Origin of the sequence: Paenibacillus eucommiae (assembly GCF_017874215.1) — a bacterium.
GTDB lineage: Bacteria > Bacillota > Bacilli > Paenibacillales > NBRC-103111 > Paenibacillus_AI > Paenibacillus_AI eucommiae.
Map to the genome: position 1 here is coordinate 164,142 of NZ_JAGGLB010000002.1, position 22,270 is coordinate 186,411.

The window sequence follows — 22,270 nt, forward strand, 5'->3', positions numbered from 1 at the left end:
CTCTCAATCAGCCTATATTTGAATCTTTTTGGAGAAAACCGCCATAACAAGCAGCACCATTAAAATGATAAAGGCAAAATAGATCCAGCCCATTGCCGCAGCATACTCAAAATCAAGGTTGATAAAAGCCATCTCTTTGATATAACTAAGAATGGGATTGACCATCCCCGTGAATGAATCCACCAAGGTGTAGATAATAACAAGTACCAAGACCGGAGAAAGCATAGGGAGTGTAATTTTCCAGAACATCTCCCAACCTGTGGCGCCATCTATTTTGGCCGATTCGTACAAGGACACCGGAATATTTTGCAAGCCAGAGAGCACGAGCAGAATTTGCACACCTGAGCTCCAAAGCACGGCGACAATAATACCAAAAAAGGTGTCAATTCCAGATACTGCAGTAGGTCCCAGATACATCAGCAGCTCGCGGGGAATCAATCCGCCATCCGCTATTGAAATCAGTGCTTTATCCACTCTCAGATCCAGTAGCTGCTGCATAACCCCTCCTGTACCCAGTAGAAAAGGGATAAAGAACACCGTTCTGAAAAAACCTCTGAAACGAATGCTTTTGTTCACCAGAATAGCCAAAATTACGGAGAAAATAATGATCAGCGGCGCTTTTAGCAGCGTTTGGTTAATGACCCTAAGAAACATAGGCAAAAACTCGATATCCACGAGAAATGCCCTTTTGAAATTATCCAATCCCGTCCACTGAATTTCAAAGCCAACCATTCGGACCAGCTCGCCGAAGCTCAGCTTGATAGAAACATATAGCGGGAAGAGAAAAAATGCGATAATGCCTACCACAAATGGCAAAACGAAAACATAGCCTTCCAGTATGTGTCTTCTTTCCATGCTAAGTCTGAATTTACGCATCGTCCCCAGCCTCCACTACCAAATAATCCAGCGCTCCTACCAGGTGACCTTCAATTTCACGAGCTGTATCATTGTAATTGATGTAAATAAGAGCACCATTACCGTATTTTACCTTTATCAGCTTGTCGGCAGCTTGTTCATGCAAAACCATGGGCTGACTCCAGACCGGATGAAGCCGCTGATTGAACTCTAGGACTATATCAGCAGCCTGCTTGACCCAATCTTCATAGTAAGATGTAAACAAGGTATTATAAGTCGTCTTATTCAGCTTGGATGATGGCTGCCAGGTCAGTTCAAACAGCGGCATGCTGCCATACTCTACCCATTTCAACTTCTGGAACTGCAAATCGTAGGACAGGTTGCCCGGATCAGACGAATAAGGAATTTGGCCATGAACAACCATTTGGTAAAAAGGGATGTCCTCGTCGCTTATCAGGCTTTTAGAGGAGTTCAGCGGAATATTGTAAAGACGTGATGCGTACGGAAGCACATATTGATTGCCGCCGTCTACAGCAATCCAGTGCCGCTGACTGACAGCCTCTCGCATGACTTCCTGCCATGTCTGCAGCGTTTGCGCTCTGTCCATTTGATTCACCTTATTGTAATCATGATAAATGGACTGACCCATACCATCCAAAGCAACCGAACTGCTTTCATACTTGTTTAACTGCTTGAGGAATTGGGTTGAACGTGCTTGCGCTTTTGCCGGATTTATCAGTACAAGCGAGTTAGAAAGATTAGTGACCGGTAAATTACTTCCCTGTTTGGCAACATCTTTTTTGCTCGATAGGCCCCAGCTTTTGGAAGCAGCCAGCATAAAATCCTGACCCAGGAACATTCTGGAACCGTTAGATTGCACATATTCCGCCAGGCCTTTCAAGCCGCTCTGTCCGCCCAGCTTGGATTCCGGCACCCCGTTTTTCACCGGATGTTTGCCATATCCTCCCTTGGTCCATCCCTTGAGCATTAGGTCGATTTGTCCTACGCCAGCGCCTTTTAAGGAAGAAGTGATTTCTTCAGCCTCTTTGAATGTAGTCATCGGAATGAATTTATCCCACAGAATGCGTTTTTCGTAAATCCCCATAAAAAGGTCCAAGCCCAAAGGGATTTCATCCTGATCCTGGATAACCTTGTTTAGTTGACCTTGCTGAGTCAGATAGCCCCGGTATACGTTCGCCATTCCACTGTAGTTGGCCTCGTCGCCAGAAAGAAAAAACAGCCGCACCTCCCTGTCGCTGTGAATCAATTCTTTATCCGCTCTGGAAATTTGCGATTTGTCACTGCCTTCTCCCCGTACAGTAATGTTCGACATACTGACCGAATAGAGGTGACGGTAATTGAATTCGAAACCAATCCTGTTCAAGCCGATCATATATCCGTCCGGATTAACATTGATCCAAGTATCCTCTGCTCCCTTGGTGCTGGCAGCCAGAACAGCGTTGTCCCCATTTTTGATGCCAAATACAGGAAGCATGGCCTGGTAGCTGCTCTCGCCATCAATGGGCACTTCATCGATGCTGACTTTGTCTTCGCTGTAGATTGACAATTTCATCCCCTTCACATCCCGGGGACGCTGCTCCTTCATATTGTAGCGGGTCAAAGCCCCGCTGCCGTCAGGATACATCATATAGCCTTCCACCCGCGCTCCTTCCGCTCCGAAGAAGGGCATTAGCTCCAGGCTGACAATGCCAACATTTTCTTTTTGTCTGATCTTGTCTGCAGGAACCCGGACAATTAAGGCACCTTGCTCCAACGTGATATCAAGCACAACCCCCACACCTATCTTGGCAAAATCATAGTTCAGCGATATCCCGTTCTTCATCCTGTCAGCACCCACTAACTTAGCATCGGAGAAGGAATAAAGCTTGCTCAATACCTGTTCCCGGGTTGATAACAGACTTGTATAGGTCAAACTAACCATGGAGGACATGTAATTTTGCCATAGTGCTTTTTCTTTATCCAAGTCATAGTCTTTGCGATCCACAACAGATTTCCATACATATCCGGTGCGCGAGTCTTTTACTGCGATTGCTCCGGTTGTCAGATTGCTGTAAAGGACAAGATGTCCGGATTCCGCTATCTGCTCATACTTCTCAGGGACATGCTGTGTTAACTGCGAGTTTGCCTGTTGGGTTTCCTGTGTGGTTTCCTGTGTGGTTTCCTGCTTAGTTTCCAGCTTAGATTCCTGCTTCATTTCCTGCTCGGTTGCCTGCACAACAGTGTCCCGTTGAAAATACGTTGAGGAAAGCACCACGGATAAAATCACGATGGCAATTATCGGCTTCCTCCCATACAGTCGCTTCTTCATGTGTGCTCCCTCCCTACATCCATGACATCTGAACTTCCCGAACGACCCCGCTGATAAACATATATAACCGGCCCGATAATACATACCACAGCAGCCCAATCGACCAAAGCAATAAGATCGAAGCTCCAGACGCGGCATAAGCTATCGTTGACTTTAGCATTGTGTAATCATTAAGCATCTTGATGCTGATAAAAAACAAAATCAAAATCCACACCCACATCCCGCTATACAACAGATCAAACAATACCGACTCCTGCAGCGACAATATATTGGAAAGAAGCGCCAGCGGTACCATCATTAACAAATAAGGGACCATGCAGTAGCTCGAAGCTGTGAAAATTTCTCCAATCTTCGACTCGCCATCCGAGATGGAGGTAATAAAGAAGCTGGCAACGATCCAGGTAAGTGGCGGCAGCAGCAGCTTGACGCTCTCCAGCAGCAGATTGGATTCGATGATGTTCATAGATTCAAGCGGGTAGTGGATGACTGCCAGATAAATCATTCTGACAAGAAATACAGCCAGCAAAATAAGGATCCCCGCCCCATAATTCAACCTTCCGCGTGCCGTAATAATGAGTTCGAATGTTTGCCTCGGTTGAAAAATAACACCTAAAGACAAGTTGATCCCGGTAATCACATTCATTCTGCCCTTCCCTCGCTCCGCCTCTTGTGCAGCCTCGACTGATAAACGCTTTAACCATTTAACACACTGGAACAGTAGGAATACGCCCAGAATGATCAGCAAGACAACAAGGAAGAAGTAGTGCCGCAGCATGACATAGCGAAATTCGGAAAATGCATTGGAATAACCGCTCCTATCGTTTGCCATCTGGTAATTATCCATAGATTCGTTCCATTGTTCCTGCTTATACAAAGTATCAGCCAGTCCGCTATACACAAGCTGGTAGTTTTCATTGATGCTGGCAACCTCTTCCCAGGCCTCGTAAGCTTTCAAATACTCGCCTTGGCTGTAAAGATCAACTGCCTGATGCACCCGTTGAATGAAACGGGTTGGTGCGAAGACATAAATGCCTCCCTGCGCGCCGTCCAATACATACAAGTTTCCATCGCTGTCATTGACAATAGATGTCGGAGCAGAGAACTTGCCTTTCTTCGTTCCTTTGCCGCCGAAGACCGTGAGTAGATTACCGTCCTGATCGTATTGGTACAGCTTTCCGGATAACTCCTCCAGAGCAGTAATTATTCCTTGTGAGCTTACTGCAATATCAATAAATCTGGGAGTTAGCGGTTCACCTGTTTCGATATTTCTTCTTTCGCCAAGCGGCTGCTTGTTCTTTCTGTGCTTGAACAAGTCAAATCCGAGTGAGTTGAGCTTCTTGATCTCGCCTCCGGGGTCAAGGCTAGTTGCATAAATAAATCCCTTCGTATCCATCGTAATGTTCAGATAGTAGGGCGCATTCCTCTTGGCTATATTGTTCCGCTGTTCCTGCGATGCGAACATACGAATGAAGGCATCCACAAAGCGGAAACCGATTTCGGTCTGGCCGAGAAAGCCGCGAAAACGGTTGTATGCATCCATGGCCATAATGTTTTGTCCTTTGACCGTGTAAATGTATCCCGTCGGACTGACCAGCAGCTTCGATGGTGCCAAAGCGAACGTGTCCCGCAGCAGCTCGGAACTTGGTGTTACGAATTCCTCTATGAACCGGCCGTCTGCTGCGAGATGAACGATACGGTTGTTCTGGGTATCCGCAATATACATCTCTCCTACTTCATCTGCATAAATGCCTGCAGGCGAGCGGAGAGGGCTATCAGGATCGCCGCTGTATATGCCGACAACTGTTCCATCGGTGGTAAGCTTGACGATCCTGTTGTTGCCAGTATCAGCGACAAACAAGTACCCCTGTTCATTTATGAACAGATCCTGCGGCTTATCGAAGTAACTTGTCATTCCTTCCGGCGCGCCAATACTGTATATGGTCTTGGAAATAAGATACGATTCCGGAATGGGAACGCGCTTATCCCCTGACAGTATGTAGTCCTGGCTCGCTGCCAGCAGCGGAGTAGACAAGCTCACTTGAATCATGATCAAAGCTGCGAAGAAGAGACACAGTTTCTTAATCATATTAGTCGTCTCCTTATCCCTTGATTCCAGAGTGAGTCATTGTCTCCATCACTCTGGCCTGCATGGTCATGAATACAATAATTGTGGGAATGACCATCAGGAAGGTCGCTGCCGCTACCGCCCCGGCACGCCCAATATTCATCGTCGCCGGTCCGCCTGCTATCGTTTGCAGGGCGAGCGGGATCGTTTTCATCGTCTGGCTGGTAAGAAAGATGAGCGCGGAGAAATAGTCGTTCCAATTCGTTACGAAAGAGAACACCACCAAAGTCGACCAGGCGGGAGTTAATGCAGGCATAACCACTTTCCAGAAAATGCGCCATTCCCTTGCTCCATCAATACGTGCCGACTCAAGAAGCTCGTTCGGAAACTGTTCTGTAAATTGCTTCATTAAGAAAAAGTTGTAGGCCACAGCAATATTCGGAAGAATAAGTGCCCAATAAGTATTTATCAAGCCAAGCTCATTAACGACCATATATCTGGATATCTGCGTTACATGCGGTGAGAACATCAGCGCGGCGATTATCAGACTGAACAACGTCTTGGACCCTGGAGGACTGTGCTTGACCATGCCATATGCGCCCATTGAGCAGACAAGAACGGTACAGCACACCGTGACTGAAGTGACCAACACACTATTGAAAACGTATCGTGCGAATGGAATCGTAGAGCTGCCGAGTGAAATGACGAGATTTCTGAAATTATCGAGTGTAGGCTTCATGACAAAATATCTCGGCGGAAAAAGAAACAGTTCATCGAACGGCTTAAATGCCGTACTCACAACAAAGATAAGCGGTAATGCACAGAAAACAACAAGCGCCAGCATAATAATGTACAACAGTATCCAGCCGGGGCTGATCCTGAAATACCGCCGAGGAAATTTGGTAATTAAAGCTGCTTTCATCTTGATAGCCCCCTTTTGATTGTACTGACAATCCGACTAGATCTCCTTTGAACCCAATAAGCGAAAAACAATGCGTCCGAGCAAAAATGTCATCACGAACAGGACCATTGCGATTGCCGAAGCATAACCCATCTGAAAACGAATGAACGCGTAATCATACAGATGCGCCACAATCGTATGTCCTGCATAATTAGGACTGGGCAAACCGGCGAATGAAACAGCGATGTCAAATACGCCAAAAGACACGACAATCGAGTTTATGGCACCAAACAGCAGCTGCGGCTTCATCAGCGGCAGCGTCAAATAGATCAGCTGCTGAAACTTGTTTCTAATACCGTCCAAAGCGCCAGCTTCATAATAATCCTTGTTAATATTTTGCAGTCCTGCAAGGAAGACAAGAAATCCTGTACCCATGCTCATCCAGACGGAAATCAGCATAATGACGCCAAGAATATAATCGGGATCGATATTCCAACCGATGGGGCTGTCAATAAAGCCAAATTTAATCAACAAATTGTTGACATAGCCGTACCGGTCAGAAGAGAAGAAGATCAGCCATACCGAACCCATCGCAACGCCTGCGGTAATCGAAGGTGCATAGAAGGCCAGGGCGAACGCATTCCTCATCTTCAGCTGATCGATGACCCAGGCAGCGACAAAGGACATAATGTACCCGATAGGACCGGTAATAAAAGCAAAAATCATCGTAGTACTAAGCGCTTTCAGAAAGATCCTGTCATCCATAAATAACAGCTTGTAATTCGTAATCCCGATCCATTGCGGCGACTGCAGCATATTGTAATTGGTGAAGCTGGTGCCGAACGCAACCAAAACAGGGATGATAATAAACAAGGTAAACAGCAGTACGAAAGGCAGCAGAAACAAATAGCCGGCCCTGTGTTTGCGCAAAAACAACCCTACTTGATTCCCCATACTTTCGTCCCCTTACTTGGCATCATGGTAATTGCCATATTCTTCCTGCTTCATTCGGAGCTCCCGATTAATCTCTTTTACCGATTTTTCTAGCGAATCGCGCACATTAGCATTATCAACAACAACCGAGTTCCACGCATTGTAGACGTATCTTCCCGTGTAATAGCCTCCCAATACAATCGGTGTCTCCTTTGCCCATTTCCATTGTTCCCGAATTACCGCAAGATCTTGTCTGCGCCATGAAAGGTTGGAGAAAGCCTCCACATTAGCGGTGTTCCATCTCGCTTCAACTCCAATCAGCGCCTCCAGTTCGCGGGCAAATGAACTTTGAACCGATGTGCTCATCCACCACTTAAGAAATTCCCATGATTCCTGCGGATGCTTGCTTTGCTTCATAATGATCGCGCTTTGGCCGGCAAGTGCGCCCGTTGCCCGGTCAACAGCACCATCGCTCAGCCGCGTTCCCGGAATCGGAGCGATGCCCCAGCGTCCGGCAAGCTCTGGTGCAGCAACAGAAAGCTGCAAATAGGTGGCAAAGTTGCCGACTCCAAGTGGCATTTCGCCTGTACGCATCCGGTTGTAGAAATCTGCTGCCAAAGGCACTCCGTAATTGGTGAATAAATCTGTATATTCCTGGAACGCCCTGAACGCCTCTGGGGTGTCAAGACCAGAAAGCTTGCCATCGTCAGTGTAGAACGCTCCGCCATGCTGGAACAGGAACGGGGTAAAGTCATTCGGGTAATAGAACTGCAAACCGTTCTGATGCAAAGCCGGAAGTGCATAGCCGTAAAGCTCTTCCCGCGTATCCGGGAGCCTGATTCCCAGCTCCTCTACAATGTCCTTGCGATAGAACATGACGGAGAAATCCATCGTTTCGGGTAGAGCGTAAACCCCTCCCCGGTACTTATAAGGAATCATAATATTCGGAATAAATTGCTTGATTGTTTCATCAAAATCGTCGAATGACGATAAGTCATATACGGCATCACGAATAGCAAATTCCACTGGCGAGGATGAATCTACGCCGAGTCCGACATCTGGCGCTTTGCCTGAAGCAATCGAAAGCATAAGCGCATTAACGCTGCCTGCTTCCAACTGATTGGCCGGGAGCACATTGACATTGACTGCGATGCCTGTCTTCGGGGTGAACTCTTCATCGGCCATTTCCTTAATGATTTCCGCCCATTCGATCCCTCTGGCTATCCATATATTGATCGTACTTTTGATTGGTGTATCCGCTTGCAGGACATTACCGACATTGTCGTAATCCTTCTGGAACGATAGCAGGAAATTGGCAAAGCTGTAGCGCAGCCGCTGAAAGAAACCGGACTGTTCATCTTTCCATGACTCATCAGGTCCTCCAGCCTTTATATAATCGATTAAGAGAGGCTGAGTCTGCATACTCGTATACCAGCTTCCCAGGCTGTTCTGAGCACTTTGCAAATCATTCATATTGCTCGCTATGCTAAACGGCTTGTCAATCATATTTGACAGCTGACTTTGAATGGTCAGCAAATTATTCGCCATCGCAGGCAGTTTGTCTGCCATTCCTTTAATCAGATCATATTTGTGCTGCAAACTTTGAATAAGCGTTTCCATATTAGTTTTCAAGGCGGGTATCGTCGTAAAAAAATCATAATCGTAATTGGGGTCGGGCTCACTGCCCGCAATTTTGATAATGTCACGAATCATTTCGGAAAGGAGTAAGCTGTCTTCGTTTAGTGATTGCAGGATTGGGGTAAGCGGTCCCATCTTGACGGTCATCGTTATCCGATGGACGCCTTTGGTCAGATGGAACAGGTAGGGATCGCCTTTTACATCCTGCAGAGTGTGGAGCCGCCATTTGCTGTCATATTTGAACCGGTACGATTGCAATTCCTGAAAAGGAACGGCACCGTCAATTTCAATCTGGCGATGGGAAGGCAATCCATCATTCCATGTCTGCTGCTGGCGGATACCAATTTTGTACAACCCGTCTTCAGGAGCCGTAAACTCCCAGGTTATCGATTGATTACCTTTTCTCCAGCGCCAGCCACCGATCACATTCAGCTTGCGGTTCTTGTAGGAGGCCGGGCTGACCAGCGGATCTCCATCACTTTCCCGGCGGATCGTCGGATCGCTTTTTTCCACAGCCTGCAGCTCGGCTTCAAATTGCAGTGATTGTGTTGCGGCCTTCAATCCGGCCTGCTCGTATTGCTCCTTTACTTCCCCATAAGTGGGGACGGTTACTGCAGGTACTAACGCCACATAAGTGACAGCCATCGGTTGATCGACGAAATCGAGTCGTATGCTATGCCGGCCTGGCTTCAGATAAATCCGGAAGGGTTCAGCATACATCCCCGCATCATCGGACAGTCGAATTGTGGACCAGCCTGGAATTTCAACCTGACCCGGTCTCGTCTCATCTCCCAGACTGTTGACAACCACTTCGCCCTGATCCTTCCACTTGCGCGGGAAAACAATACTCGAAGCTTCCAAGAAAGGCACAGCCCCGTCAATCATTAACGATCTCTTTGCTGAATTACCTGATCCGGGAAGCAAGTAATACGCCATTTCAATGTTATAAAGCCCTTCTTCAGCTACTGTAAAATCCCATTCCGTCCAGGCTGTTTCTTCTTCCCACACTAACGATGGTGCGCTCTCTCCACCAACTTGACGCTCCAGCTTCAACTGGCCGCCTTCCGCCACCCTTGCTTGCTCCGCTTCCGCTCTTACAGCCGTTCCACTCGCGGGCTTATAGCCTTGAGTATCGTATTCTGCGGTAAGCGCCGAGTAATAAGGATACTTCAAAAATCTTACATATTCTTCTGTCATCCGATCACTGCCATAACTAAACTTCTCTTTCAGCGGCACGCCTGAAGCATTGGTTGTGACACTGCTGGACTCATTATCCAAATCACTACCCAACGCGCCGCTTGTAGGCAGCATGGTCAGCACACATAGCCATACTACTGCAAGTTTAAACGCTTTTTTCATGCTTTCCCTCCCCGCGCTTCCGGTACCTGACGGTAATCTATGGAATTTCGTTCTGAATGAAGGATCTAGGCGCCTTACCCTACTTTAATTATAAGGAACGACCGCATGTCTGTATCTATCGATATCTTTACATCCTGTCCGAATCTGCACCATTTCACAGCCCTCTGACATGACAAAAACGCCTTGCGGCGTCCTTTGAGGTGCATGATCGTGGCTTTGGTGCGTTGCAGAGGGAATGGCTGTGGGCTCCAGCCGCTGTTAAAGATTTGTTCCCTTGAATGGTATCGATGAAGAGGTAGAAACAAATCTTTAAAGGCGGACGCTACCGCTCTTCCTCCCACAGCCATTCCCTCTCTTTAGCTAAACTCCACGAATCACACGAACATCAAGCTCAAACGGACAGCCAGCTAGGCTTTTTCTTTTGGTTAGTAGAGGTTTCCTAGCGGGCGCAGGCGCTGGGGAAGAAGAGAACACGCAAGTAAGAAGGATTTGCTACTTTAACCACCCTGAGAGGCCATCCTGCTTCTTTTAACGATGAAAACATCGTTAACGTGACGGATTGACCTGGAACACTTACTTTAACGATGAAAAAACATCGTTAAGTGGAGTACATGCTCATTTCAGCGATGGTGGGCTGCTACTACCACGATCAAACGGATAACGGACTGCCATTAGAAGCGACTTGGCTCTTACCTCGATTGATCTTTCATCAATTAGTTGTACCTAGCTTTGCTAGGCGCTCAGATCATAAAAAAGCCCCCAAGCTACAAGCTTAAGGGGGCTTTTTAATCGGCGAAATTGTCAACTCATTAGAATCATTAGAATCATTGAACTCATTGGAATCATAGGAATCATTGAAATGATTCTACATATTTCCGGCTTAAAACTTCAACCATTCAGGCGTCATATTGTTCAACCAAATAGTAATTTGGGTCATCTTTCCGGTATACAGAAGGACGGCGATAATGAGCATTAAGGCTCCGCCAATTTTCATAATCTGATTGGAGTACCGTAAGATCCACTTTGTAGAACCGATAAAAAAGGACATCACGAAAAATGGAATGGCAAAGCCAAGTGAGTAAGCAGTGGTCAGCTTAAACCAGGTTTGCGGCTCGGCAACGGCCAAGGATAAAATCGATGACAGGATTGGTCCTACACAAGGCGACCAGCCAGCGGCAAAACCCATACCGATGACAATCGAGCCCAGATAACCGGCAGGCCTGAACTTCATTTTCAGCTTACGTTCTTTAATTAACCATTGCGGCTGAAAAATTCCTAACAGGAATAGCCCCATAAGAAAAATTAATATAGCAGCCAGCTGACGCAGTAAATCACGATAATCGATAAAAAAGCTGCCTAAAAAGCCCGCCGCGAGGCCAAGCGCATAAAAAATAATTGAAAAGCCTACGATGAATCCCAAGGTGTGAAGCATCGTCTGACGACGCACGAATGCTTTGGACTTACCACTCTTAAGCTCACTTACGGAAATACCTGTTATGTAAGAAATGTAAGAGGGATACAGCGGCAGGCAGCAGGGGGAAATGAAGGATGCAAACCCTGCCCACAGTGCAATCCAAATATTAATTGAATCCATTTCTCACACTCCTCCATCTTGTCTCCCTACTATCATAATGTTTATGAATAAGGGAAGCAAGGCGAAAACGGCAGATGGAGTCAGTTCAGAAGCCTACAATTCACGTATTGGACATAATGCCGATCCGTTTTTTTGAATCAAGCATTTGCGGGATTTCATTTTGTCTTTCCTTTTTCAGCTTCTTTTATTTTTTTAGTGCTCTCTTGGATTTGTTTGATGGCCTTTTCTTCTTGCTTCATTTTGTACTTCTCTATTTCCATATACATCTCCGCTTGCTTTTGAAGCTCCTCGTTAATCATTTTGGCTTCGCTCTGTTCGCTTTTACTTTGATTTTGCTGCTTGTCTTCCTGCTTTTTTTACCCCCCATCAGATTGCAGGCTGTTAACATCAGAATCATCAAGAGCAGCGTAAATACGAGCAAGTAGGATAAAAATTTGGTTTTCATAAAAAATACCTCCTTTATCAAAGACTAAATTTAGTCATGATATAGACCTTATAAAAGCTTTGTGCTTTGAAGGTTAGGTTGTCCAGTTAAGGGCAAAAAAAATACGACAAAAACGGCAAAAAACGCCCCAGAAAAAAACCAAAAAAACCAAAAAAAACACCCCTTAGAGATGACAGCGAATAATCACTTGGATTTTTTGCATGTCTCTATGGGGTGCATCGTGAGGCATATTTAAAGCAACAAGTTATTTAACGACAGCGCCGTTTGGCATTCCTTCAGGAACAGTCGCCAATGTCAGCTGATCATCATGCGATGCCGCCAAAATCATGCCCTGTGACCATTCGCCGCGCAGCTTGACTGGCTTGAGGTTCGTGACGCAGATAAGCTTGCGGCCTACCATTTGCTCAGGTGTATAGAACTTTGCAATACCGGAGACAACCTGACGCTGCTCATATCCCAGGTCCAGCTGCAGTTTGAGCAGCTTATCCGCTCCCTTCACAGGCTCAGCGGCCAGCACCTGTGCAACGCGCAGCTCCACCTTGGCGAAATCGTCAATACCGATTTCGTCTTTTGAAGAAGGCTCCGGCTTTGAGCCGCTTGACTCAACCACAGGAGAAGGGGCGGAAGCAGAAGATGCTTCACCTGCCGCAGGCGCCTCCTCAACAGCACTGCCGCCGCCCATGGCCTCTGCAATGTAAGCCGTCTCCTGTTCCACGTCCAGACGCGGGAACATTGGCTCTCCCTTCTGCACCTTCGTGCCGGCAGGGAGCAGCCCAAAGGTCTGCGCGCTCTCCCATGAGGTGAGACGCGGAAGGTCTTCAGCAGCAAGCCCAAGCTGCTGCCAGACCAGCTGCGGCGTCTTCGTCAGGAACGGACGCAGCAGCACCGAGGAAATACGCTGCGACTCTGCCAGCGTATAAAGCACCGAGCCGAGCTTCTCGCGGCTCCCCTCATCCTTGACCAGCGACCAAGGCTGTGTCTCGTCGATGTATTTATTGGTGCGGCCGATCAACTGCCACACGGCTGCCAGCGCTACGGAGAATTCCATCTTCTCCATCGCTTCTTCGTATTTCTCCACAGCGGCCCGGATCGCCTCCAGAAGGCTGGACTCGAACTCGCTGGCGTCAGGTACATAAGCGGGAATCGTGCCGCCAAAGTACTTATCAATCATCACGACCGTACGATTAAGCAGATTGCCAAGATCATTGGCTAGATCGTGATTAACCCGCTCTACAAAGCTCTCCGGTGTAAAGGTACCATCCGCGCCAAAAGGTACCTCCCGCATTAAATAATAACGCAGCGCATCAAGTCCATAACGATCGATCAAAGTGACGGGATCCACAACGTTCCCCTTGGATTTGGACATCTTGCCATCCTTCATTAGAAGCCAGCCATGAGCGAAAATTTTCTTCGGAATCGGCAGCTCAAGCGCCATCAGCATAATCGGCCAATAGATCGTATGGAAACGCACAATTTCTTTGCTCATTAGATGGACATCAGCAGGCCAGTAACGTTCGAACTTGCTTGGATCCGCTGAGCCATAGCCAAGTGCTGTAATATAATTGGACAAGGCATCAATCCATACATAGATCACATGCTTCGGATCGCCTGGAACCTTGATGCCCCAATCGAAAGTTGTCCGGGATACCGCCAAATCCTCCAGACCGGGCTTAATAAAGTTGTTTAGCATTTCATTTTTGCGCGATTCCGGCTGGATAAATTCCGGATTGTCTTCATAGTGCTGCACCAGACGGTCTGCGTACTTACTCATCCGGAAGAAATAAGTTTCCTCCTTCATCTTTTCCACAGGGCGGCCGCAATCTGGACATTTGCCATCCACTAACTTACTTTCCGGGAAAAATGACTCATCCGGCACACAATACCAGCCTTCGTAAGTTCCCAGGTAAATATCGCCTTGCTCAAGCAAGCGGGCAAAAATATAATCTACCGACGCTTTATGCCGCTCTTCTGTCGTGCGAATGAAGTCATCATAAGAAATATCCAGCTTAGCCCAAAGCTCTTTAATACCATCGACTATAGTATCGACGAATTGCTGCGGGGTGACCCCTTTTTCTTGAGCCTTTCGCTCAATCTTTTGACCGTGCTCATCCGTACCCGTCAAGTACATCACATCAAATCCGCGCATACGCTTATACCGGGCCATAACGTCACCCGCTACTGTCGAGTAGGCATGACCAATGTGAAGCTTGTCACTTGGGTAGTAGATAGGAGTTGTTAGATAAAATGTAGGTTGTTTTTCAGACATGGATTCAAACCTCCTGATATTTTGGTGCACACAATGAGTGCGGACAACTGCAAACAATTGCAGTAAACACGACTTTCGTGCGGACAACATAAAAAGCCCTCATCCACATTGGGACGAGAGCTAGAGCTCACGCGGTACCACCCAGATTCCCCCGTCTCTTGCGAGAAGCGAGGCTCAGTAAGTCACTTAAGACTTCTCCATTAACGCTGGAACACGAAGCAGTCTTACTCCCAACATAAAGCGGGCAGCTCGAAAGCTTATTCTCCGGGACCATCTTCCAAGCTTCCTCCTATACCGGCTTTCACCTGACCCGGCTCTCTGGTTAATAGGAATCCCCCTGTACTTATCCGTTCATCGAAAATTCATATGCGCAAAACCAACCTATAGCTTTATGCAAAATATAACCAAAAGAAGAACTCATGTCAAGTTTATGCTGGTTTTCATGATGGTTTTCAGTTAATTATTTTATTTATTTGTTTGTTTGTTTGTTTCATTCAACTCCATTAACCGGCTTATGCCCATTTCCGTCCTCTGCCGCATCCCGCTTCTTAGTTGAAGGCGGCACATGATCGATACCCCCAGGATGGAACGGGTGGCATTTGACTATTCGTTTGGCAGCCAGCCACGATCCTTTCAAAGCACCGTGCTCGTCCAAAGCTTCTAGTGCATACTGCGAACAGGTCGGATAGAACCTGCAGGAGGGCGGAGTTAAAGGAGAGATGAATTTGCGGTAAAATTGTATCGGCACCTTCAAAGCTCTTCTCATATACCCCACCTCCTTATCCTTATATTTTAATTAATTATCCTACTCTTCCACACTTTTTACAAGCTTATAGTATCTCATAGATTGACAAGCAGTTTTTCTATGACTTCCGAGTTGGCCGCCTCTTTCCCGTCTACCATTACCCGCAGTCCTTTTCCAAGACCATATCTTTCCCCCGAGCCATCGTACACGATAGTGATCTCCCTATTATGATAACGTATTTTATCCAGGCAAAAATAGCTCCACTGCGCATCAGGGATTAGCGGATTAACTTCAAGCACATCGTCCCAGCGCGGCCGGATTCCAACAAGACCGGAAATAATCAAATCGCAATAACCCGAATGATTGTAATCCTTGCCCCTGTTCAGAGCTTCATCCTTCCTCTTATGCAATTCATTTCTTGCGAGCCATTCTCCCGTATACGGATGCAAATTTTCATCGATCCAAGGAACACGGCTCCCATCCTCTAAATTCAGAAAATGAGATTTCGTATAATTGCATAAAAGCTCGAAATAGTCCCGGTTAATGACATAGGATTGCTTATAGTTGTTCAGCAAATTCGCCAGAGCGGTAAGCGTCTGCGTTGTAGCAAAGGGCCAAGATGGCCCATTCCATAAGCATTCATGTGTATGCGGAAGCATAAAATAAGGACTGCTCTGTTCGGCAGTAGTTGGACCAAACGCGGCATAGAAGGCTTCCTTGTCCATTAACTTTTTCCAGGCCCCTTCATATCCGGGATCAGGCAAGTTGAAATACCAAGGGGTGTAACCGCTTAGTTCGCAAACATCGACCAGCTCTCCCAATTTGAATCTCTCGATATGATTGCAACGATACCAATCCTCAGGCAAACTGCAAGAGTAGTCGAGCCCGGCTTGATTAATCAGCACCTTAAAAAATTGCTCTTGCTCATCCCACAACTTCATTTGCACCAATTGCTTAATCTGACGAGCCTTATTCCTGAATGTTTCGGCTATCTTGGTGTTACCGCTTAGCTCCGCTATGCTGGCGATTGCGTTTGCATCTCCGTACATATAGCTGTTAATCGTCGGCCTGCAGCCTCACATGCCATCGAAAATAATAGATGCTTTGGATATCTTGATCAGGGCATTCGAATAAAGGAACATTTTCATCCATCCACTTAGAGCGGAAAGATTCTGTCACTACAGATGGCTTAAGTATCATGTCATAGGCCTCCAAGTTCCTGTTATATCCTATATTTTTATTTCATTATAGGTTGAGTCTCATAGCTGGCGCAAAGGCCTCAGCATGATGCATAGTTGCACCTCACCAAGACCTCGGCCAAAAAAAATCCATTATTTACAATCACATAATCTAATCAAATCAGATCGAGTCAGATCAAGTCAGATCACATCTCATCACATCTCATCACATCACATCACATCACATCACATCACATTACTCAACGCTGTTATTCCACCCGTGGACACTGATATCATCAATAAAGATTTTTTGCCCAGCGGCAAAGCCATCTTGCTGAACTACAAACTGGATGAATTTTAAACGATCCCGGATTTCTAAGGGAATCTCTGCCGTGAATTCGATAGGAACCCATGCGCCACCCATATCCGACACACGAACTTCGGCTGATCTGAACGATCCTATCCATTCCGAATTCCTTTCGTCTTTTAAATTCATAGAAATGGTTACCTTACCACCACTAGTCATACCAGCAGGCAAATAATAATAAGCAGTAGCTGAAATTGTTGTTATTGGTGAATTCACTTGAAGATCTTGCGTGATACCACCAAGGGAAATCCCTTCTGTTGCAATGCTGTAAGCTCCTGTCCGTGCAAACGAATTGGTTCGATAAGCGGTTTCTGCTTCGGTACGATTGTCATTATTATACCAGTACCCCCAATAATCAGATCCGATTAAACCCCATTCCGAAGCATCTTCAAATGAAACATTTTTGTTGAGCAGTTGGGCGTTTATAGGAAGAACTGTGAACGCGCCAGCATCAATGGGTGAATCATGCCCATATTTGACTGTATAGGCAGCTTTCCTCGGCCCCATTGCCTGCTCTATAGCAGGAACTTTCAATGTGGCAGTTCTGCTAACCGAATCCCAAACAATTGACTCCGGAATAATGGCAGCTGCTTCACCGCCGTCAATAGATTGCAGCACTGTGAAATCGTCTGCTGTCAAAGCTGCAGCAGGTTCTCCGCTCAGAGCAACAGTTATGCTGCCGTTAACGGACACAGCTTTGACAGCCGAAACCCGATGGTCTGGATTCCCATAGAAACTTAAATCATCGATATATACCGTTTCTCCGGGTGCAAATTCCCTTTGTTCAAACATAAATTGGATGGTTTTCACCTGATTTTTAACATTTTCCGGAATCGTCTCAGAAAACTGGATAGGCAGCCACTCTCCTGTGATGTCCGAAGCATTGATGAATGGTGAAACCAGGTAACCGATATTTTCCCATTTATCATTAAATAAGTTCATTGTGTACCTTATTTTTCCGTTTCCAGAACCCGCTTCAGAGAAATAGTAGCCGCTCATGGATATGGAATCAAGAGGTGTAGTAACATGGATTTCCTGCAAAAATGAGCCCAGGGAGATCCCTTTTGCCGCTATGCTGAAATTACCTGACCTGGCGTGCGAGTCCGTGCGATACGCGGCTTCATCTTCCGTCCGGTTGTCATTGTTGTACCAATACCCCCAATTAGCTGCTTGAATCGGACTTTGTGCCAGGAAGTCTTCAAACGATGCATTGCTGTTCATCTTTATGGCTGACGCTTCTGCAATTGTGAATGTGCGTGCAGTCACAGGAGCTGTATCACGATACTGCACCGTGTAGGTTACCGCTTGTATCACATCCGTCGCAGCAACAGCTGGTACAGACACTGTTGCTGTCCGGCTTGCTGCATTCCAGCTGACAGCAGCAGGTGAAAGGGAAGTCACTTCGCCGTTGCCCAGCTTTTGTGTGACCGTGAAATCGCCGATCGCCGGCTCATTTTCTGGAATATCGCTCAGTAAGGCGACAATTCTCCCATTTTCCGCAGATGCTTTGGCGACTGCAACCTTGCCGCCAGTCACACCATCAAGCGTAACATCATCGATATAGACCGTCTCACCATTGGCGAAGCCGCGCTGCCCGACGAGAAATTGTATGATTTTAACCCGGTTCTTAATGTCATCGGGAATAGCCGCGATCAGTTTGACGGGCGCCCATTCTCCTGAGCTGCTTGAAACCATTTTCTCGCTAGAAGCCAAGGAACCAACCGGGTTCCAATTTTCATCAAACAAATTCAATGTGAGCTGCACCTTGCCATTACTATAGGTGCCTGGCGGCGTGTAATAGTAAGCCGAGGCGGACACGAAGTCGATGGGTTCAGGAACAAGGACTTCTTGGGTAATAGAACCTAGAGAGATGCCTTTTGCCGCTATGCTGAAGCTTCCGTTTCTCGCGATGATATTTGTTCGCGCAGCAACCTCTTCCAAAGTAGGTATCTCTATGCTGTACCAGTATCCCCATGATTTGGAATTTACCTTACTGTTTGCATCCGCTTCTTCGAAGGAAGGATTTTTGTTTAGCTGTAATTTCTTCCCGCGAAATTCGAGCAAGTATTTGGCATACTGCCCTGCCGCTGATTCGCCTTCGCTCTCCACAAGCTCATGAAGATACTGCCGGACTACACCGTTCTCAGGCTCACCGCTCACCCATTGAAGCAGGTAGGCAGTGCTGCTTTTACCAGACCATGTCATTCCCTGGTCTTCAGGGCCGCGAATCGGGTGAACCAGTATCGGATCTGTTTCGAATTCATTTATAAGCTGCTGCCGTTTGAGGGCATAGGCAGCAGGATTTTTGGCTTCCCGGCGGATCAGCTCTTCCAGGAGCTTCAATGCCTCTGCCGGATCGGAAGGAACCTCCCGATCGCCTGCTATAGGATAACTAAGCGCGGATGCTTCATAGTATTCGAAGCTGCGCAGCAGAAGTGCAGCACGGGCTTTCTGCTTCTCCGTACCTGCTTTTTGAACGACCAATTCCAGTAAACGACGGCTTTCCTCAATGTCCTCTACCGTTACATCAGTCAAGTAAGTAGCGCTGTTAAAGGGCATGAAATTGTATCTCGGATTTGAATTGTACCAGGTCGAATACCACTCCGTTTCAAAAGCCCGGGTACTCCAGAATTGCTCCCAAAGGTCGTAGTATGCTGCCAAATCAGCAGCTGCTTCCTGGCCGACAGCCCGTTCATACCATTCCTGAACAAGTTCGTCCTCATCCTGATTGGGATTCCACAGCAGCTTCATCGTCAGCCAAGGCTTCGGTCCCTCGCCAAAATTCGGATACAGCTCAGCGAAATACCCGACAACACCATTGGCACCAGCATACTTCAGATTTTCAGCCAGCTGATGATTGAAGATGCGCGGCACCACATAGGGAGAACCCCAGATGTAATCGTACCAGGCAATCTGGCTTGCAGCCTGCAGCCATTTCTCCATAAACTGCTTGCCTTCCTCTTCACGCCGCGGATCCGCCCAGGAATACCTCTCGTCGGTAATGTTAGGGATCACATGGGAGTTCAGCTTCACATTCGTCGGAGGATCAAAAACCTCGGCATAGGCAAGCAGCCCGAAATATTTATCCGGATATACTTTCAGCACGCCTTCTGCTACCTTGTTGACCCATTCGTAATAAATGTTGGACATATCATCCAGTCCGAGTGAATTTTTCCTTTCTGCCTTCTCACAAAATCCTGCACCTTCAGCATTTCCGTCAATCATACCGAGTGAATACGATATTTTATCCGGATTTTCGTCGAAGTAGGCAATGATATTTTTCACTGCTTCTTCAACAATGCCTTCAGCGCTAAAACATGGCTGCCAGCCCATATTCAGAGCGGGAATGTAAGGCTTGCCGTTTTTATGTGGAAAAAATTCAGGATGTGATTCCAAGTACTCGGAAGGCGGAAAAAGCCTATATAAATTGTGATGAAAATTAATCGCCGAATTGTTGCGGTTTTTCGTGGCCCAATCCAGTTGAATGCGGCTGATTTCTGCATCAGCCTCACGGGTATGGTAGCCCATAAATCCTACCACGTCGCGGGAAATGATTGCCGGCTCCTCCCGGATCACAGTACCAGGCACAGTAAGCAAAGAAAGCTCAGGCACATCCTCGCCCAATTCTCCAGGCATCAGCCAGCGAACTCCAACATAACGCTCCAGAAATTCGTACACACCAAATTCCGTGCCGAGTGCAGTTGGACCTGCAATCGTAATGCTGTTTCCATATGGACTGATGACAAAGCCATCCAGCGCCAGCCCGTTCAATTGTCCGGCGAAATCCGGATTACTGTCAGCTCCGGCAGCGCCAACATAAATCTTAACCGTTTGCCCGTCATTCCCGGCAGATGATAAGAATTCAGCTTCTGTGCTAACGGGTAAAGCAATCCCAGTTGATTTGCTGACATACTCAGCCAATGTATCGGCGGCACTCCGCGCCTTCTGATTGTCATTGGATGGTATCAGCACAACAGCCTTAGCTTGGCCATTCTCAATCAGAGTCAGATCCTCACCCGTTGGCGGCTCAGATGGCTGTACAGTCGGGCTTGGTGTCGATGTTGATGTCGGACTCGGTGTCGCAGTCGGTGCCGTTGTGCTGTCTGTCCCTTGACCACTCGAAGACGCTGCACCCGACTTGACGTCCGTTCTTTTTTTCGGCTGCGTTTCGAATGTCGTCCCATTTCCTTTTTCACTTAAGGTTACATGCTCTATCACCCCTTGACCTAACAGTTGGATCACTGCATAAATCATAAGCGAGAGCACATTTGCCTCCTTGTTGATTAGTAAATCTATTCCTGAAGCACCCTCACGCACTGTTATTTGCTTAAATGTTCCAGAGGATAGCTCAACCTTGATTCCCTTGGCAAAAATATCAACCAGCTCAAAATCGCCTATGAACTGCACACGAAAGCCTTGAAGCAGCTCATCACTCAGCACAACCTTCTCAAACCCTGCCCCATCAGTTCCGGAATGCTCCAATATGGCCGAAGATCGTACAGTTATGGTAGCAACTACAGTTGAACCTTCAGCTACAATGCGGATACTGCCGGATTTTTTGTTAACAACTGTGTCAGCTAACGTCGAGTTCTCAAAGTGAACGCTGTTCGCACCTCCGCCCTTGATCTCCGTAGTTCCGGATACCTTCACGTTTTTCAGCCAGGCTTCACCCTCACCGATCGCCTCATCAAGCAGCAGACCTCCGCCAATCTTCATATTTCTCAGCGTAACCCCTGAAGCCCGGACGATGATATCGCCCGATACTGCCTGCACACCTGTCTCAGGTCCGTATGTTCCAGCCTTTTCGTACACGATCGGCAGCCCTGAACCCAGTGCCCGATCAACAGTCACAACAGCTTCTGCCCGTGTGATTGATGCTGCAGGACGATAGCTGGCGTCCCCGTAGCCTTCCATCCACTTCTTGCCAACAACAGCAGCGACGGCTGACCGGCTCCATGCTGCAATTGCTTCAGCATCCGAGAAGAGCAGCTTCTCACTATCTTGCTCCTCCAGCTTCATCAGCCGGGCAATAATGACCGCAGCCTCCTGCCGGCTGATCTGCCGCTTCACACCCATCGTGCTATCAGCATAGCCTTCGATATAGCCCGCGTAGAGTGCTTTTGCAACCTCACTGTACTCCCAATCACTTGGGCCCAGGTCGTTGAAGGAGACAGGAGCCTTCTCTGTGAACCCGAACACCCGATTGACGATGGCCATAAATTCTCCGCGTGTAATCGGGAGATCCGGCTTTAATCCGCCATCAGCGTAACCCTGGAGCCGTCCTCCGCTCCACCAATCAACTAATTGTTTTTCTGCCCAATGGCCGATTGTATCGGAAGGCGCTTGTTCTGAACGCGCTTGTTCGGAATGTGAATCGTTGAATGGTATTTTCTGCGCTTCATCCTTACCTGCATCTTGAAATGCCCCAAATGCTTCACCAAAAGAAACCGTCTGCATTGAAAAAAGCAGGCTTATAACTAGTAGTATGGAGCTGAATTTCCTGAACAACCTTCGCTTTTTCACCCTATTTCCTCCTTGGAGTTTTGCCTTAACATAACTTTTTTCATAGGCACAAGCTTGTGCTAAAAGATTGTA

At 47.2% G+C, this 22,270-nt stretch carries 14 protein-coding genes; all 14 read right to left on the minus strand.

Annotated features, from left to right (window positions below):
* Positions 1-12: 12 nt before the first annotated feature.
* The gene (locus tag J2Z66_RS03210; RefSeq protein ID WP_209969887.1) at positions 13-876 is read right to left on the minus strand and encodes a carbohydrate ABC transporter permease; all 864 of its coding nucleotides are present in this window, start codon (positions 874-876) and stop codon (positions 13-15) included.
* Positions 869-3,184 carry a DUF5696 domain-containing protein gene (locus J2Z66_RS42420; RefSeq protein ID WP_245375249.1) on the minus strand — a complete coding sequence of 772 codons (2,316 nt, stop codon included), beginning with the start codon at positions 3,182-3,184 and terminating at the stop codon, positions 869-871. The genes J2Z66_RS03210 and J2Z66_RS42420 overlap by 8 nt, the downstream gene beginning before the upstream one ends.
* Positions 3,185-3,197: 13 nt before the next feature.
* Entirely contained in the window at positions 3,198-5,270 is a 2,073-nt protein-coding gene (locus J2Z66_RS03220; protein WP_209969888.1) for a YIP1 family protein, read from the minus strand.
* A gap of 13 nt (positions 5,271-5,283) precedes the next feature.
* Entirely contained in the window at positions 5,284-6,171 is an 888-nt protein-coding gene (locus J2Z66_RS03225) for a carbohydrate ABC transporter permease (protein WP_209969890.1), read from the minus strand.
* Positions 6,172-6,207: 36 nt separating this feature from the next.
* Complete coding sequence (locus tag J2Z66_RS03230; protein WP_209969892.1) at positions 6,208-7,104, minus strand: carbohydrate ABC transporter permease; 897 nt, start codon at positions 7,102-7,104, stop codon at positions 6,208-6,210.
* Between the two features lie 12 nt (positions 7,105-7,116).
* A complete protein-coding gene (locus tag J2Z66_RS03235; protein ID WP_209969893.1) occupies positions 7,117-10,080 on the minus strand; it encodes an extracellular solute-binding protein in 2,964 nt (987 codons plus the stop codon).
* Between the two features lie 880 nt (positions 10,081-10,960).
* Entirely contained in the window at positions 10,961-11,674 is a 714-nt protein-coding gene (locus J2Z66_RS03240) for a cytochrome c biogenesis CcdA family protein (protein WP_209969895.1), read from the minus strand.
* Between the two features lie 155 nt (positions 11,675-11,829).
* Positions 11,830-11,973, minus strand: a complete 144-nt coding sequence (locus J2Z66_RS03245; protein ID WP_209969897.1) for a hypothetical protein — start codon at positions 11,971-11,973, stop codon at positions 11,830-11,832.
* The gene (locus J2Z66_RS03250) at positions 11,970-12,119 is read right to left on the minus strand and encodes a hypothetical protein (RefSeq protein WP_209969898.1); all 150 of its coding nucleotides are present in this window, start codon (positions 12,117-12,119) and stop codon (positions 11,970-11,972) included. Before J2Z66_RS03250 ends, J2Z66_RS03245 begins: the two co-directional genes overlap by 4 nt.
* A 244-nt stretch (positions 12,120-12,363) precedes the next feature.
* Positions 12,364-14,385, minus strand: coding sequence for a methionine--tRNA ligase (gene metG / locus J2Z66_RS03255; protein ID WP_209969900.1), 2,022 nt, complete (start codon positions 14,383-14,385; stop codon positions 12,364-12,366).
* Between the two features lie 490 nt (positions 14,386-14,875).
* Positions 14,876-15,151 (minus strand): membrane protein insertion efficiency factor YidD, encoded by a 276-nt coding sequence (yidD, locus tag J2Z66_RS03260; RefSeq protein ID WP_209969901.1) that lies wholly within the window; start codon positions 15,149-15,151, stop codon positions 14,876-14,878.
* Positions 15,152-15,225: 74 nt separating this feature from the next.
* Positions 15,226-16,179, minus strand: coding sequence for an MGH1-like glycoside hydrolase domain-containing protein (locus J2Z66_RS03265; protein ID WP_209969903.1), 954 nt, complete (start codon positions 16,177-16,179; stop codon positions 15,226-15,228).
* Between the two features lie 7 nt (positions 16,180-16,186).
* Positions 16,187-16,330 carry a hypothetical protein gene (locus J2Z66_RS03270; RefSeq protein ID WP_209969905.1) on the minus strand — a complete coding sequence of 48 codons (144 nt, stop codon included), beginning with the start codon at positions 16,328-16,330 and terminating at the stop codon, positions 16,187-16,189.
* Positions 16,331-16,564: 234 nt separating this feature from the next.
* Positions 16,565-22,198 (minus strand): DUF4838 domain-containing protein, encoded by a 5,634-nt coding sequence (locus J2Z66_RS03275; protein WP_209969906.1) that lies wholly within the window; start codon positions 22,196-22,198, stop codon positions 16,565-16,567.
* Positions 22,199-22,270 lie beyond the last annotated feature (72 nt).